Source organism: Termitidicoccus mucosus (assembly GCF_038725785.1).
Taxonomy (GTDB): domain Bacteria; phylum Verrucomicrobiota; class Verrucomicrobiia; order Opitutales; family Opitutaceae; genus Termitidicoccus; species Termitidicoccus mucosus.
This window is the reverse complement of record NZ_CP109796.1, coordinates 2522497-2538726: the sequence shown is the minus strand read 5'-3', so window position 1 is coordinate 2538726 and position 16230 is coordinate 2522497. Positions and strand designations below refer to the sequence as shown.

12 protein-coding genes are annotated in these 16230 nt (G+C 63.1%); 7 read left to right on the top strand and 5 right to left on the bottom strand.

The features are described from left to right. The first annotated feature begins 25 nt into the window (after positions 1–25). From OH491_RS08660 to OH491_RS08640, 5 genes are all read left to right on the top strand, one after another. A complete protein-coding gene (locus OH491_RS08660; protein WP_068772154.1) occupies positions 26–1009 on the top strand; it encodes a malate dehydrogenase in 984 nt (327 codons plus the stop codon). Between the two features lie 169 nt (positions 1010–1178). After that, a complete protein-coding gene (locus OH491_RS08655; RefSeq protein ID WP_084442519.1) occupies positions 1179–1862 on the top strand; it encodes a DUF1573 domain-containing protein in 684 nt (227 codons plus the stop codon). A gap of 81 nt (positions 1863–1943) precedes the next feature. After that, positions 1944–2066, top strand: a complete 123-nt coding sequence (locus OH491_RS08650) for a hypothetical protein (protein ID WP_334319577.1) — start codon at positions 1944–1946, stop codon at positions 2064–2066. A gap of 22 nt (positions 2067–2088) precedes the next feature. Beyond that, positions 2089–2553: a rhodanese-like domain-containing protein gene (locus tag OH491_RS08645; protein ID WP_068772156.1), complete on the top strand. Its 465-nt coding sequence runs from the start codon at positions 2089–2091 to the stop codon at positions 2551–2553. Continuing rightward, the gene (locus tag OH491_RS08640; protein ID WP_334319578.1) at positions 2550–2993 is read left to right on the top strand and encodes a MauE/DoxX family redox-associated membrane protein; all 444 of its coding nucleotides are present in this window, start codon (positions 2550–2552) and stop codon (positions 2991–2993) included. The genes OH491_RS08645 and OH491_RS08640 overlap by 4 nt, the downstream gene beginning before the upstream one ends. A gap of 149 nt (positions 2994–3142) precedes the next feature. Here the strand turns inward: OH491_RS08640 and OH491_RS08635 are convergent, their stop codons facing one another. The 4 genes from OH491_RS08635 to OH491_RS08620 all read right to left on the bottom strand — a co-directional run bounded on the left by OH491_RS08635 (position 3143) and on the right by OH491_RS08620 (position 10764). Beyond that, complete coding sequence (locus OH491_RS08635) at positions 3143–4813, bottom strand: methyl-accepting chemotaxis protein (protein ID WP_342750977.1); 1671 nt, start codon at positions 4811–4813, stop codon at positions 3143–3145. Between the two features lie 341 nt (positions 4814–5154). Continuing rightward, entirely contained in the window at positions 5155–8061 is a 2907-nt protein-coding gene (locus OH491_RS08630) for a Tat pathway signal sequence domain protein (RefSeq protein ID WP_342750976.1), read from the bottom strand. A gap of 203 nt (positions 8062–8264) precedes the next feature. Further along, entirely contained in the window at positions 8265–8579 is a 315-nt protein-coding gene (rhaM, locus tag OH491_RS08625; protein ID WP_068772160.1) for an L-rhamnose mutarotase, read from the bottom strand. Positions 8580–8691: 112 nt separating this feature from the next. After that, positions 8692–10764, bottom strand: coding sequence for a sodium:solute symporter family protein (locus tag OH491_RS08620; RefSeq protein ID WP_068772161.1), 2073 nt, complete (start codon positions 10762–10764; stop codon positions 8692–8694). Positions 10765–11054: 290 nt separating this feature from the next. Between OH491_RS08620 and OH491_RS08615 the strand changes: the two genes are divergently transcribed. After that, positions 11055–12137 carry a LacI family DNA-binding transcriptional regulator gene (locus tag OH491_RS08615; protein ID WP_068772162.1) on the top strand — a complete coding sequence of 361 codons (1083 nt, stop codon included), beginning with the start codon at positions 11055–11057 and terminating at the stop codon, positions 12135–12137. A gap of 245 nt (positions 12138–12382) precedes the next feature. Here the strand turns inward: OH491_RS08615 and OH491_RS08610 are convergent, their stop codons facing one another. Further along, positions 12383–14881 carry a glycoside hydrolase family 2 TIM barrel-domain containing protein gene (locus OH491_RS08610; RefSeq protein ID WP_084442520.1) on the bottom strand — a complete coding sequence of 833 codons (2499 nt, stop codon included), beginning with the start codon at positions 14879–14881 and terminating at the stop codon, positions 12383–12385. Positions 14882–15386: 505 nt separating this feature from the next. Between OH491_RS08610 and OH491_RS08605 the strand changes: the two genes are divergently transcribed. Further along, on the top strand, positions 15387–16079 hold the full coding sequence (locus tag OH491_RS08605; protein WP_068772163.1) for a sulfite exporter TauE/SafE family protein: 693 nt from the start codon (positions 15387–15389) through the stop codon (positions 16077–16079). Positions 16080–16230 lie beyond the last annotated feature (151 nt).

Here is a 16230-nt window from a genome sequence, read left to right as displayed (position 1 = left end):
TTCAATCTGACGGGCTCTTATGCCTATGAAAACGCCCATTCGTGTCGCAGTCACCGGCGCCGCCGGTCAAATCGGCTACTCGCTCCTGTTCCGCATCGCCTCCGGCGCGGTGTTCGGCCCCGAGCAGCCCGTGATTCTCCACCTCATCGAAATCGAACCCGCCCTCCCGGCCCTCAACGGCGTCGTGATGGAGCTCCAGGATTGCGCCTTCCCGCTGCTGAAGGGCATCGTCCCCACCGCCGACCTCAACGAAGGTTTCAAGGGCGTCAACTGGGCCTTCCTCGTCGGCTCGGTTCCGCGCAAGGCCGGCATGGAGCGCAAGGACCTCCTCAGCATCAACGGCAAGATCTTCATCGGCCAGGGCAAGGCCATCGCCGCCAACGCCGCGCCCGACATCCGCGTGCTCGTCGTGGGCAACCCCTGCAACACAAACTGCCTCATCGCCATGAACAACGCCAAGTCGATCCCCGCCGATCGCTGGTTTGCCATGACCATGCTCGACCAGAACCGCGCCGTCACCCAACTCGCCCTCAAGGCCGGCGTGGACACCACGGACGTCTCCGGCCTCGCCATCTGGGGCAACCACAGCTCCACGATGTATCCCGATTACTTCAACGCCAAGATCGGGGGCAAGCCCGTGCCCGAGGTCATCAAGCACGAGCTCTGGTTCAAGGAAACCTTCATCCCCACCGTGCAGCAGCGCGGCGCGGCCATCATCAAGGCCCGCGGCCTCAGCTCCGCCGCCTCCGCCGCCAACGCCGCCATCGAGACCGTGCGCAACCTCGTCAACCCGACGCCCGCCGGCCACGTGTTCAGCGTCGCGGTTTGCTCCGACGGCAGCTACGGCATCGAGAAAGGCCTCATCTTCTCGTATCCGATCGTGAGCGACGGCAAGAGCTGGAAAATCGTCCAGGGGCTCCCGCTCGGCGACTTCTCGAAGGAGAAGATCGCCGCCACCGAGAAGGAGCTCAAGGAGGAGAAGGCCCTGGTGGCCGAGCTTCTCGGCTGAGCCCGCGCGGATTGGGTATCCGGAAATCAATTATAACAACAAAGACTGCAAGCGGCGCCCGCTAAAGCCGGGCGCCGTTTTTTGTGTTCGCCAAGTCCGCCCGGGTCGTGGCGAAATTCACGTGCAATCCGGTTGGAAACTTCGCCCTCATCCCCTACGCTGCCATGTCATGAAACCAGTCCGCCGCCTTCGCCTCTCACCTTGTCCTTTGCCGGGCGTCATGCTGATGCTCATGGCGCTTTGCGCGGCGCCGCTTCCCGCGCTCGAATGGGCGCGCACCGAGGCCGTGCTCAACGGCCGGCTCGGCGAGGCGTTTCCGCCGGTGGAGTTTCCTTTCACCAACAAATCGGAGGCGTCCGTCACCATCACCGACATCCGCGCCAGTTGCCATTGCACCGTACCGGTGCTCGAGAAGAAAACCTACACGCCCGGCGAAAGCGGCGTGCTGCGGGTGGACTTCGACACCACCGGCCTCGCCGGTTCCGTCACCCGCACCATCACGGTCGAGACCGACGAACCCGGCGCGCCGGCGCAGACGCTCACGCTCATCGCCGACCTGATCGAGCCTGTCGCGCTCAAGCCGCGCCTGCTGCACTGGAAACTCGACGCGTCCGCCGCGGCGAAAACCGTGGACATCCAAATCAACCGCGACGGCGGGCTCGAAATCACCGGCGCCGCCAGCAGCCGTGACGATTTCAAGGTCGAGCTCGCCACGTTCGAACCGCGCCGTCGCTACCGCCTCACCGTCACGCCCGCCGGCACCGGGGACGCGCGGCTCGCGGTCATCACGCTGAAAACACTTGAAACGGTTCCCGCCGGCACCGCGCTCACCGTCTTCGCGCAAGTGCGCTGATGCGCCGGTCGATGCCGCTTCCCCGGAACCGCAAGAAAAACGAACCACTTGTCTCATACCAAGGCGCAAAGACACAAAGGAATGAATCACAATGAAGTGGTGAGCAGCCAGCAGCGAATAGCGGGCATCACGCAACGCACCGTGCTCCTGCTGCTCGCTGCTCACCACTTTCCCGGCACTTTGTGCCTTCGTGCCTTGGTGTGAGATAACAAACCGAACCCAAACCGTGACCGCCCTCCCGCAATCCACCGTTTCCGCGCCGCGCATCGGGCGGATGGTTGTCCGCCAGTCGCTGGTGCTGCTCCTCCTCGCGCTGGTGCCGGCGCTGATCGCCGCCTTGGCCCATCCGCGCCGTCCGGCGTGCGCGCCGCCCGACGGGATAACCGAGGTCGCATGGCGGGAGGTTGCCGGCTGGCCCGTGCCGCCGCTCATCATCGATGCGCGGCCCGCCGCCGACTACGCCGCCGCCCGCATCCCCGGCGCGCTGCCGCTGGAGTCCGTCCGCTGGGAGGAACAACTCCCGCGCATCGTTGAACAATGGCGCCCCGATGCGCCGGTCCTCGTGTATTGCAGCGACGAAGGCTGCGGCGTCAGCCGGGACGTGGCCCGCCGCCTGAAAAGCGAACTCGGGCTGCCCGGCATTTACGTCCTGAAAGGAGGCTGGCGCGCATGGCAGGCCGCTCAACCGTGATTCCTTTGTTTGCGCAGCTCGCGCGCATCGCGCTGGCCGCGATGTTTCTTTATGCGGGGTTCTCCAAGCTCCTGGACCCGGCGGCCTTTGCCGTATCCATAGAAAACTACCGGCTGCTTCCCTGCGCGCCTTCCGGCTGGGTGGCGCTCTATTTGCCGTGGCTGGAAACGGGCTGCGCGTTCGGGCTTTTTCTCCCGCGACTGCGCCTCGGGGCGACCGCCTTGCTGGCCGCGCTTTGCGCCGGTTTTTGCGGATTCATCACCTCGGCGCTGTTGCGCGGGCTCGACATTTCCTGCGGCTGCTTTGGCGGCGATGCCGCCGCGCGCTCCGATCTCCGTTTGCCGCTGCTTCGCGCGGCGCTTCTCCTCGCCGCCTGCGCGTGGCTGCTCATGCACGAAACGCGCAGGCTGCGACGGTCCGCTGCTGCGCGGGTTGGATGACGCGCCTCCGCGTGATCGGAGGAAGGAGCCTCATTGGGTGTAAGGCAAAGTAGTGTCACCCGCCTGAACATCTGGAAATTTTGCGCCCGGGATTTGAATTGGAGGCCGTTCCTCCATCTATAAATGCCGCCGCGACATTTCTTAAAATGTTAAGCATCCGAGGCCGGCTCTGACAGGAGGGCATCGACGTGCCTGCCCTCGACCAAGGCGGACAGGTGGGCGACGGCCTCGCGCAAGGTTTTGGCCTGGGCGCTGAGTTCGTTGGCCGCCGCCGCGGTTTCCTCCGAGCCCGCGGCATTGCTCTGCACGATCTGGTCCATGCTGGAAACGGCCTGGTTGAGCTGGAGGATGCCTTGATTCTGCTCGTGGGAGGCGTTCGTGACCTCCTCGACCAGGTGGTCCACCTGCCGGACATTTTCCACGATGTGCGCGAGGCTGGCCGCGACCTGTTCGCTGATGCGCACACCCAGCGCGGAACGCTCGATGGCGGTGGAAATCTGGCCCGAGGTCTCCCGGGCCGCCTGGGCGCTGCGCTGGGCGAGGTTGCGGACTTCCTCGGCCACGACGGCAAAACCGGCCCCGGCCTCGCCGGCGCGCGCGGCCTCCACGGCGGCATTCAGTGCGAGGATGTTGGTCTGGAAGGCGATTTCGTCGATCGTCTTGATGATTCTGGCCGTGTCGTCGCTGCTGGTCCGGATGGCTTCCATGGCTTGGTTCATCGCGGCCATTTCCTGCGATCCCTGCTCGGCGTTCTGGCGCGTTTTCTTCATCAGGACGCTGGCCTGCGAGGCATTCTCGGCGTTTCGTTTTGTCATGGCGGACATTTCTTCGAGCGAAGCGCTCGCCTCTTCCAGGGATGCGGCCTGCTGGCTGGCGGAAGCCGCGAGCGCCTGGCTTGCGGTGGAAACCTGGGTGGCCGCCGAGTTGACCTCGTCGCTTCCGCCCAGGAGGCTCTGGGCGAGGCGATGCAAGGTGTCCCCCAGGCGCTTCGCCATGAAAAAGGCCGTCGTCAGGATGACGCCGACACAGAGAAGGGTGATGATGCCGATCGAGGAAAAAAGGGAATAATAGGTGTCGTGGATATAGGCCAGATCCTGGCCGATGAAGCCCATGCCCGTGACTTGGCCGTCCGCGTTCCTGAGCGGCCAATAGGCCGTCTCGTAGGCCCGGCCCTCAATCCGGTTGCGGTTATGGAAAGCCCGGCCCTGCCGCAACACGGTTTCGATCACGGCCGGATTGTCCATCCTGGTCCCGACAATGCGATGTCCGTCGCGGACGATGGTGGTGGCCGCGCGCGCATCCTCCGCGAAAATCGTGCATTCGACATCGTGGATGGCTTTTACGGAATCCACCCAAGCCGCGGAACCGGAGATCGTCTGGCCCGCGACCAAGGCTGCGATCACCCGGCCCTGATCGACGATGGGCGCGGCGGCCAGCAGGGAGTATGAACCGGTCCCCAGCATTTCGAAGCCATGCACCTGGCGCCCGGCCAGCGCGGCGCGCACGCCCGCGAGTTCGGAAGGATCGAAAGGGGGAGCTTTGTCCCAGGAAGAGGCAAACAAGGCGCCCGAGGCGCGGACAACAAAGGCAAAGTCGGCCTTCTTCCCCTGCAAGAGCGACTTGGACAGCAAGGCTGTCGCCTCCGCATCACCTTGGGCCACTTTTTGCGGGAACTGCGGATTGGCCGCGGCCATGCGGCTCAACTCCGACAGGAGATCGGCATCTTGGCGAAGCATGGCGTCGATGGCTTCGGAACGCAGCTTGATCTGCCCGGCCGCCTGGCGGTCGAAGTGGCTGGAAAGGACGAGGAAAGCGGTCACGCAAAAAGCGGCGCTTAGCAGCACGACGGCGACGCTGTTGAGTGATACGAGTTTGGTGCGAAGGCTCAAATTTCGGAAAGACATGGCTTTCGATAAAGGAACCTTTGAGAAACACTGGTTTCCCGGCGTTTTCAGCGGAAAAGAGGAAGCGCGGGATGACTAGAAGAAAGGATGATACAGGTGCGCTTATTTCATGAATTCCCCGGAGCCAGTAATGCCATTTGCGAGCCATTTATGAACTTATCAAGGGCGAGGCGTCCCGCCGAGCCGCGGGCGGTTCGCGGCTCGGCGGGACGCCTCGCCCTACCTGACTAACGGGCAAATCGGGTTCATGAATGGCATTATTCAGGCATCTGCTCGCCGATGAGGGCGAGGCACTCGATGGCGGCGAGCCCCCATTGCGCGGCGTCGTTCGTGGATACCCATGTGGCCTCGTCCACGGGATTCAACACGTCCGGGCCTTCGATGAGGCTGGTCTTGAGCGAGGCGCGGGTGTCGGCGAGACCGTGATCGGCGAAATCGCCCTGCCCGAATTCCTTCCAGGCGCGCGCGGCGAGTTTCTTGTCGCCGGTCATCTTCGCGGCGTAGGCGGTGAGGCGCGAGTGCGCCTGGCGCAGGCCGTTGCCGCGGATGTCGGCGCCGAGCGCGGCGCGTTGCTCGTCCCTCGCCGCGGAGTAAAGCGTGCAATATTGAATCCACGCCTTGGCGAAACCCTCGTATTCGGGCTGGCCGGCGGTGAGCTGAATGAGTTCGGCGAAGGTCTCGACCGCGCCGAAAACGGAGTCGAGGTGCGAGACGCCGATGGTTTTGTCACTGCCGCCGGGCCGTCCGCGCACGGTGAGCGGCTCGAGGCTGCCGCTGGCGATTTGGTAGCCGTAGCGGTCGCTGGTGAAAAAGCCGGTGGGCATCGCGCCCCAGTCGCGCAGGCCGCGCAGGAGTTTGTCGCGGTATCGGGTGTCGCCGCCGCGTTCCCATTCGGTGAGCCAGGCGACGGCGAGGTTGGCCCAGTCGGTGCCGAAACTGAGGCGCGAGTCGTATTTGCCGAGCGGCGTGGCGCCGGTGAGTTTGCGCGCGGGATCGACGGAGTTGAGGATTTTGTCCACGTCGAGAAGCTCGCGCATGAGGTCGCCGACGCGTTCGTCGGCGGTGAGATAATAATAAACCCGGCGATAGGCGGCGGTGCTGATGCGCACTTGTTTCGCGGAGCAACCCCAGTGCTGGACGTTGTGGCGCGTGCCGAGGCCGGCGAATTTTCCCGTGTGATAGACATCGACCTCGCCGGTGTGGCGGGTCATGGCCTCGGCGAAACGAAACACGTCGGCGCGCCCGGTGCGAAGGAAATAATACCAGAGCCAGAGATCGGTCGAGAGCTCGGAGTTGTCCCAGGCAAAGCCGCCGACGTCGTATTTCCAGACGTGGCGGTCGCGGTCGTAGCTGTGCATGACGTCGCCGTAGCTCCAGAAGCCATACCAATGGCGCTGGTCAACCTGTTTGCGATGGTAGTCGAACTGCCAGTCGAGGCGCTCCTCGATGGCGGCCTTGGCGGGCGTGGAGCGGTCGGGCAGCGACCAGAGCGCGCCGAAGACTTTTGCGTTGAGCACGACCTCGGGCGCGCAAACCAGCACGGGCGGCGTGCGCACGGCGGCGGCCATTTCGACGAGACGGTCGCGCGAGGGCGTGGCGGCGACGGCCCAGAGCATGATTTCGCTGGAGCGCGCGACGCCGTGCGCGTTGCCGTAGCCGGGCTCGTAATCCTCGTAGGTGATTTCGAGCCCGCCGTCGTATTGCTTGCGGAAATCATCCATGCCCATGCCGTCGTGGTAGAAACGCAGGTCCATCGGCTGCGCCTCCGGCGAATACATCCAGAGGGTGACCTCGGCGCGGTCGGTGTGCGCGCCGCGGATGTCGAGCTGCACGGGATGGCGCTGCCAGAAATCGCGCAGGCCGAACACCACGCCGCCGCCGGTCGCGCCGCCGATGTAGCCGGTGCCGGAGGCTCGGCGGCCCTGATCGACGTCGATCCAGCCGTGTCCCGGCTTGGTGCGCTTGCGGATCGTGAAGGCGTTGGCTGCGGGCTGGGTGAGCGTGAAGTCGCCCCAGGCCGGGATGTAGTGCAGGCGTTCGCGGACTTGCGGATTAAATGTCTCCACGGGCGGGCAGGGGAGCCCGGCGAGCTGGGCGGTTTTGATCGGGCCGGGGTTGGCGCGCCCGTCGGGATCGCGGCGCAGGCCGGTGAGCCCGCGCACGGCCTCGGCCCAAAGGCCCTTGCCCTCGCCGGCGAAACGCACGTGGCGGTCGTGCGGGAGGTCGGTCATCGGCACCTCGAAACGCACGCCGATGCCGCGCAGAAAATCCTTCTCCGGGTCGCCGTCGTAAACGAAAGAGTGCATGACGCGCACGGCCTCGCCGCCGGCGTAAAAGTAGAGGCGCACGGTGAAGGGCAGCCAGGCGCGCGGCGAGGCGGCGATATGGAGCGCGGACGGCCCGTCCGCTGGCGGGCGGACAAGCTGTCCGCGTTCCACAACGGCGGCATCGGCGGGAGCGGCGGCGCACTGGCGGTGCCGGCCCTCGATTTTCACCACGGCACGCACGGGGCCGGCCTGCTCGATGGTGACGGCGGCGATGTCGCTTTCAAAGGAGGTGGTATGGCGCACGGCTTCATCGGCGTCGGGCGTGTCGGCACTCATGGCGACGAGGCGGCCGTTGACCAGCACGTCGCGTCCGTCGCGCGCGATGGCGCGCACAAGCGTGGCGCCGGATTTCGCGATGGTGGCGCGGATGACGCCTGTATCCACCACCACACTACCGGAGGCGTCGCGCACCGTGACGGCCTGCGCGGGCGCGGCGGGCTTTTGCCCGGGAGCGAGCGCAAGGCCGCCGTTGATTTCGATGCCGGCGGGCACGGCGTGCGCGGTCCATTTGAGCGAGCCGTCGGGCCAGAACGCGGTGGGCCAGCTCTGCACGGGGATCGATTTCCCGGCGGCGTCGCGCAGCGCAAACGCGGCATCTTTCGCGACGGAGCCGCGCGGCCAGGGCATGCCCCAGGTGGCGCCATTGTTGAGCGCGGGCGCGGAGCCGTCGAGCCAGCGGATGGAACCGCGCGCGGGCTGCGGGGCGGACACGCCGGCGGATGCCGGGGACGGGGAGGAAGGCGGAGCGGCGCGGAGGGCGGCGGGGATTTGCGCGGCGGCGGCGGCGAGGGCGGCGTTTTTGACGAAGGAGCGGCGGGAAATGGTTTTTGGGTTCATGGGCGGGGATGCGGCGAAAAAAGCTGACGGGCGAAAATTGTCGGACGGACGGCGGGGCGGGATCGTGTTCTTACCTCTTTATTCTTTATCTTTCCTCTTTTTCCTCTTTTGGAGTGCCCGTGTTTGCGGGCGAACGGGCAACGCAAAATATTTTTGGGGAGAAAGAGAACGATAAAGAGGAAAGAAGAAAGAGGGGGATGGGATCACTCGAGGTGGAACACCTCGCGGAGGTCGCGGGAGACGGGGCTGTTGTCGGGGTTGCTGGGCATGATATCGCCCATGAATTTCCACCAGCGCCGGCAGGCGTCGGTCTGCGCGACGGCGGCCCAGCGTTCCTCGCTCTCGATCTCGACGTATCCAAAAAGTTGATGCGTCTTTTCGTCGAGGAAAATGGAATAGTTGTGGCTGCCGTGGCTTTTGAGCTCGGCGGCAAGGTCGGCCCAGATGGGCGAGTGGCGGCGCTGGTATTCAGCTTCTTTGCCGGGATTCACACTCATGAGGAATGCTTTTCGTATCATGATGTTTTTCGGATGGTTAAGGAAATAATCGTTCTCGTTCTCTTTTCCGTTTTCGGCACGTTTCGAGAACGAGTAAGAGAACGAGAGCGACTGGGAAGGAAGGTGAGGGGCTTTACGCGCCGCTCGCGAGTTTCAGGACGAACCAGAAGACCAGTATGAGGACGCCCGAGCCGGCGCAGCAGGCGAGGAAGCCGATCGTGTCCATGCGATCCCATTTCGTGAACTCCCACGACGACTTTGGTCCGAGGAGTTTCACATGGTCGAAGCGGCGCGGGTTTTTGCGCGTTTCCTCGATGGCCTGCGCCTCAAGCTCGGGGGTTTCGCCGACGGGCGTCTTCATTTTGCCATAGAAGAAATCGACCTGCTCGGGCCGGCGGTTGCGGGTCACGAGGCTCACGAGCACGAGGACGATGAACGGGAAGAGCGCGTCCACGAAGTAGCGGATGTTTTCGCGCCAGCGCGGGGTGAGCCCGGTGACATCGATGAGGCCGGTCTTGTGCACCATGTAGCATTCCATGTTGAAGCGCCCCCCGCCGACGAGCGGGCTGGAGAGGTCGGTGGCGTCCTTGTGGATGACGGTTTCCCAGAACACGGGCGAGAGTTTCACGCCGGGCGTGGAGGCGTCCTCCCCGGGATTGGCGGGCACGCGGAGCGCGAGCGACTGGCTGTTGGTCATGGCGGGAATCCACGGCGCGGCCAGCGGAAAGGCGATGTTGAGCAGCACGGAGAGCACGATGGAGGCCCACGCGGCGGGCAAGGTGGCCTTGCGCCAGAAAAACATCACCATGATGAGCACACCGAAGGGCACGTTGACCGTGATGACGAGCTGCACGATGCTCATCATGTCCTTCATGAATATGGCCGAGATCAAGCCGGTGATGAGCACCACGACAATGGTCAGGCGGGCGACAAACACGCCGCGCTCCTCGGAGGAGTCAGGCCAGAAGAGGCGGAAGATATTGCGCACGAAGAGCGACGACACGGCCATCGACTTCGCGGCGAGGTTGGACATCACGCCGGCGATGACGCCCGCGAGCATGAGGCCGATGAGGCCGGGAATCGGGCTGAGCAGCCGTTCCGAGAGCGCGCCCCAGGTGGTGTCGGGGTCGGCGAGCGCGTCCTTGCCGGTGAACAGCGCGATGGCGATGAGCCCGGCGAAAGTCCACAGGATGATCATCACGCGCTTGGCGTAGAGGCCGAGCACGCCCATGCGGGCGGCCATCTCGTTGCGGGCGGAGCCCATGATGTTCATGTTGGGGCTGAGCGCGTTCATTTGTATAAGGCTCACCAGCGTGATGGCGAAGATGCCCCAGCCGGTCTGCTCGCCGCCGAAGAGATTGAACGTCTCCTTGTTGGGAATCCGCGCGGCGAGCTGGTCCCAGCCGCCGAGCACGTAGAGCCCCGTGGGGATTAATATAATGGAGAAAACAATAATCAACGTGCCCTGGAGCGCCTCGGCGAAGGCCGCCGCCGTCATGCCGCCGAGCACCATGTAGGCCGCGACCACCGCGATGAACACTATATAAAACGCCGCCTGCCATGCCCAGGGCCGGAGGAGGGAGACGTTGCTGTAAATCTGGTCGCGCGCCTTGAGCTCGCGCAGCGCCTTCAGGCGGGGCTCCATGACGAGCGAGAGTTCGCCCGCCTCCTGCTGGCGCTCCAACTCGCGCAGCTCGCGGAAGCCCTCGACGGCCTGGCGCTCCTCCACCGTCCACGCGGACTCGGGCTTGTTGACCAGCGAGGCGGTGATCTTGTAGGCGGTGAAACTGCCGAAGCCGATGAGCAGCACGGCCACGCCGATCTGGAACACCGAGTAGAACGCGCCGAGCCAGCGGCTGTTGAAGCGGTCCACGAACAGGTCGGCCATGGTGAGCAGGCGCACGCGGCGGAACCAGACATACATGAACCAGTAATACGGATTTATAAACACCGTCTGGAAGGAATACCACGAATAGGCCGCGCCGCTTTTATAGACAAAGCTGGCGTTGGACACCGCGCCCTGCGGCTCGGTGGCGTTGCCGAAGTTGAGGAACGCCTGGTAGAGTTTGCCCAGCTTGCGGCCGGCAAGGAAGTAGTCCTCCTCCCCCTTGGACGAGGCGGCCTTTGCGCGGCGTCCTATATATATAATGGCGAGGAAATACCCGAGCACGACGAGTATGTCCAGTATGGTGATTCCTTTGGGCATGATAGGGTGAAATTATACAATCCATCCACGGACGCGACAGCGGGCCGGGGATGGATTGGTTATGATGTTTGACACGGGGGGAAATGGGTTCGGGAGTTTTCCGCGTTCCCGGCCATAAGGCAAATCAGGACGCGAAAAACGCGTGCCGAAAAGCCATAAAAGACGGGAAGGCAGTGTGAAAAATTGTGAAACAGACTTGCAGGGCACGGCGAACCGGCAATGCTCTGACAGTAAGAGTGTCACAATAAAAGCATCCATTTGTGGCAAAAAACGTCATGTAAACATCATTCATGTCCTCAACTGCCCCCTCGCTTCGCGATCTAGCGCGCACGCTCGGCCTGTCCCACACCACGGTGTCGGAGGCGCTGCGCAACAATCCCCGGGTAAAACCCGACACCCGCCAGCGTGTGCAGGAAGCCGCGCAGGCCGCCGGCTACCAGCACAATCCGCTGGCGGGCGCGCTCATGTCCGAAATGCGGCGCTCGCGCACTGGCACGTTTCGCGGGGTGATCGCGATCGTGGATCTCGACGGGCCGAAAAACCGCCCGCTGGCATCGGCGCGGCACCATCGCGAACTCGTGAAGGGCGCCGGGACGCGGGCCGAGGAACTCGGGTTCAAGACAGAGTATTTCTCGATGGGGGACGAGGGGCTGACACCGATGCGGCTCGACACCATCCTGCAATCGCGCGGCATTCGCGGCGTGTTTCTCCTGCCGGTCAGCGACAATCCCGATTTCTCGCGGCTCGACTGGTCGCGCTACGCGGGGGTTTACACGGATTACGTGATCGAGCATCCCGCGCTGCACTCGGTCTGCGCGAATCATTTCCGCTCGATGTTCACCGCGCTCCAGCGGTTGCACACGCTCGGCTACCGCCGTCCCGGCCTTGTGCTCCAGGGGCATCACGACGAGCGACTGATGCATCGCTGGGAGGCGTCGTTTCTCGCCTATCAGAAATACAGCGGGGAATCCCCGAAGGTGCCGCCGCTCATCGTCCCGGATGTCGAACCGGTGAGTTTCACCGCCTGGTTCAGGAAACACGATCCCGATGTCGTGCTTTGCCACCGGGCCGAGGTGATCGGCTGGATGGAAGGCTGCGGGGCGAGGGTGCCGTCCACGCACGGGTTTTGCTGTTTGAACATCATGATGAATCCGCGTCCCTGCTCCGGCATCGACTTGCAGGCAAACCTGATCGGGGCGCGCGGCATCGAGCTCATCATCGCGCAACTTTACCGCAACGAATACGGCGTGCCCGAGCATCCGTCCACCACGACCATCCCGGGAGCGTGGCGGGATGGCCCGACCCTGCGGGACATGACCCAGGAGGCAAAAAAAACACGTCCGCGCAACGCTCGGAAAACCGTGGCTATGTGAGGGCGGGCATTCTGTTTGGGCTCTGTTTGTGCGGGGATTGCGCTGTCCCGGATAGTGGCGGAATGGCGGCGACGGGTGGTGGGGCCGCCGTCGCTGGTTTTGGGACTTCCGTTCTGAATGGCCCTATCGGGATTCGGGCGAGACCGGCCGTTGGCGCGCAGCCAGTTTTAAGCGAAGCCGTCCGCTGAGCGGCTTCGAGTGCTGCAAGCTTGTTGCCTACCCATGTTTTGGGATGCGGCTTGATGTCATTCGATATGAATCACGGCCCTGGCCGGTTTTAGCCACGGGGCGGTGAACCTGACTTCCATGTCGCCCGGTTCACCGCGCGCCTGCACGTAAGCAAGGATGCGGCCGTGATGGAGGCGGTGTTTGTTGTCGGTGTAATCGGTCATGTCCTCATTGTTGCCGGACTCGAGCCCCAGCAGCCTGGCGGGGCCTGTGATATGACATGTCACTTCGTCGTCAGCCAGCAACACGGGCACTCCCTCATCGTCCACGGCCTGCACGACAATCTGCGCCAGCCCTCCTTCGGCGCCGATCGATTTTTCGATGTTCTGGATCGCGAGCGCGTGCGGCCTGCCGGAGGTCCTGATGGCGTGGCGCAGGATTTCGTTATTGCCGCGATCCAGGGCGACGACCTCCAGCTTCCCCGCCTGGAAAGGGATGTCCCAATATATAATGCCGGTTTTGTCATCATAATCCTTGGGATCGCCCGCTGGCTGTCCATTGAGTTCCAGACGCGCCCGGGCCGCGTTTGTGTAGCATACGACCCGGATCGGGCGCCCCTCGTCGTGGTTCCAGATGGGCCAAGCGTCCATCGACGGAGACTTTTCCTCCTTTGTCGGAACCGGATACGCCCCGATATAAGCCATGGGTTGATCCGTCCAGAGCGACCGCCGAAAATAACCGAGCGGTTTTATGAATCCGGCAAAATCCAGCAAGCCGGAGTGGAATCCACGGGAGGGCCATTTGCGGGATTCGCCCAGATAATCGATGCCCGTCCAGAGAAACTGGCCGAAGATATGTTCGTTTTCGGCCACCGCCTGCCATGCACTGCGCTGGTGACCGTTCTCGCTGCCAAAAATCACCCTGGCGGGATAGGCTTTGTGGTCCGAGATATAACGGCTTTCCGTATAATTATAGCCGGTGATGTCCAGCGCGCCGGGATACTCCGTTTCGTTTGACATCGCGACGCCCGCGAGGCCCGCCGTCACTGGCCGTGAAGTGTCATGTTTTTTCACTACCGCGACAAACCGTTTCGCGATCTCCCCGAGCCGTCTCGCATCGGGGGCGTCCTTTTTATATCCGCCAAAAATCGGCTGGACAAATCCGCCCGTGTTTTTGCCTCCCAGAACGGGATGTGAATAGGGATCGTTCGGGTAATCGACCTCGTTGCCGATGCTCCACGCGAATATGGAAGGATGGTTGCGGTCGCGGCGGATCATGTCGGCCAAATCCCGTTCCGCCCATTCGTCGAAGAAATCAGAAGAGCCTTGATATCCGGGTTGGCCGACATTCCATCCTTGCAGCCATTTTCGTTTGGGAAACTCCCACTCGTCAAAGGCCTCGTTCAGCACCAGCAGCCCCAGCTCATCGCACAGCTCATACAAATCCGGCGCCTGCGGATTATGGCTGGTGCGAATGGCGTTGCATCCGAGGCTCTTTAGCGTGACCAGACGTCGTTTCCAAACATCGCGGGGAACGGCCGCTCCGAGCACCCCCGCATCGTGATGCAGGCAAACGCCCTTTACCTTTATCCATTTTCCATTCAAGGCCATGCCTTTGTCGGGATCGAAGGACAGGCTGCGAAATCCAGTCGTTGTCACGGCGGAATCAAGCACCTCGGCACCCCGGGAAACGACAGTCCTTAATTTATACAAGACGGGATTCCCCATGTCCCAGAGCAGCGGATGATCCACCTTCAGCGCGCAGATTGATTTTCCATTTTTTCCGGACTCGACGGACAAGGGCTGCGAGCTTGCGGCGACGACCTTTCCGTCCGGGGCGAGCAATTCATGCGCAATGTTCAGGCCGGCATTTTCCCGCGAGTCATTTGTCACTTCGACTTCGATATTCAGCGTGCCTGTGGCGCCGTCCAGCTCGGGATGCGCATACACACCCCACTGCGCGATATGCACAGGACTGGAATGCACCAGCCACACATTCCGATAGATCCCCGAGCCGGTGTACCAGCGCGAATCCGCCGAAAGGCCATGATCGACCTTCACGGCTATCACATTCTCCGCTCCAAATCTGGCATGCGGCGTGGCGTCATACATGAATGATATATATCCATTGGGACGCCGGCCCAGCGAATGGCCGTTCAGAAACACTTCGCTCCGGTTGTAAACACCCTCAAAATACAGATATATTTTTCTGCCCCGCAGCGCCTCCGGAATGGCGATCGTTTTTCTATACCATCCAATACCGCCGGGAAGATAGCCGGTGCAGCTGGCCAGTGACGGGCTCAAAGGCGCCTCGACGCTCCAGTCATGCGGCAGATCGACGCGGCGCCAGCCGCTGTCGTCCAGCGAGGCCGCCTGGGCATCCTTCACCTCGCCCCGAGCGAAGCGCCAGCCCGTGTTGATTTTTTCCGGCTGCCCGAAGGAAACCTGCGCGAATGCCAGCGCGCAGGGCAGGCCCAGAATCAGGATCAATGCCGCCAGCGCCGAGATTATAGGAGACAATCCTGAGGGCAGGCGGTCGCGTTGTCCAGCGCATCCGGTCTGAAATCCAGTTTTCATATAAAAGTGATGGGGTGCCGGCATGGATGCCTTATCGAGATTCGAACTGTTTTCGTTGCCAGTGCATTGTCGTGTTTACAGTAAAAGCGGATGATGCCCCATGTTATCCGGCCGCGCGATGCGGAAATACGGAATGCGCGCCCGGTTGAACGCAACCCGGCGGTGCAGACGGTCAAGGAGCGAGAAAAAGTCCGATGTGGTTCATGTCGCGGAAGGAGGTGCTGACGATGATATGGTTATTACCCGCAAGCCGTGGCGCAATCGCATGCCTGATAAACCTGTTAACTCTCCCGCAGGCGGCGCGAGGGGAGAATGTAACCCAATAGGTGCATTCCAGAGTCCGCGTGTTGGCGGATAGGGGCGGCCGTCCCAGCCAAACCCACGATGATTTTGCTATTAATTCGTTATTTGTCCTCTGTCGGAGGGGATTGGCCCGCGCGGCGACTTTTCCGGCGAGATTTTCATTCCCGCCCGTTCGCATTTGGGCCAATCTGCCGCCCTGCCCATGGAACTCGCCAGCGTCAGCACGCCCGCCGCCGCCTTTGTCGCGGGGCTCGTCACGAGCCTGCATTGCGCCGGCATGTGCGGACCGCTCGCGTGCTGGCTCACTCCGACGCGCCCCGGCGAGGACGCGATGTCCGTCACGCTCATGTATCAGGCGACCCGGCTCGCATCCTACACGCTGCTCGGCGCGGTGGCCGGGCTGGCGGGGATGATGCCGCTCGCGTGGATGAACACCTCGGCGCTGCGCTTCCTGCCGTGGGTGCTGGTCTTGTTTTTCGTGGCGGTGGCGCTGCGGCTGGACCGGTTTCTGCCGCGCATCCCGGCGCTTGCGCGGCTGGCGCTGCGCGTGCAGGCGGGACAGGGAAAACGCTCGCGCCTGTCGGCCGCGGCCGTGCTCGGCTCGGCCACGCCGCTGCTGCCCTGCGGGCCGTTGTATTTTCTCGTGACGATCGCGGCGCTGTCGGGCTCGGCGGCGCGCGGGATGGAGTTCATGCTGGCGTTTGGCTGCGGCACGCTTCCGCTGCTCTGGCTGGCGCAGGCGAATTTCGGCTGGCTGCGCCGCCGTGTCAGTCCGGTGTGGATTTCGCGCGCGCAAACCACCCTTGCCCTCGCCGCCGCCGTCATCATCGCATGGCGCCTGCGCGCCACGCTGGGACTTCCGGGGCCCGATCCGTCGCATTTATTATGTCATTAGGGCGCAAGGACACAGCCGGAAATCATGATGCCATTCCCCCAAGGAATCTTTCTCTTTCCTCTTTATCTTTATTCTTTCTCCCCATCCACCGGAATGCGTTGGGAGAAAGAATAAAGATAAAGAGGAAAGAGAAAGAAACAATGCCTGACAT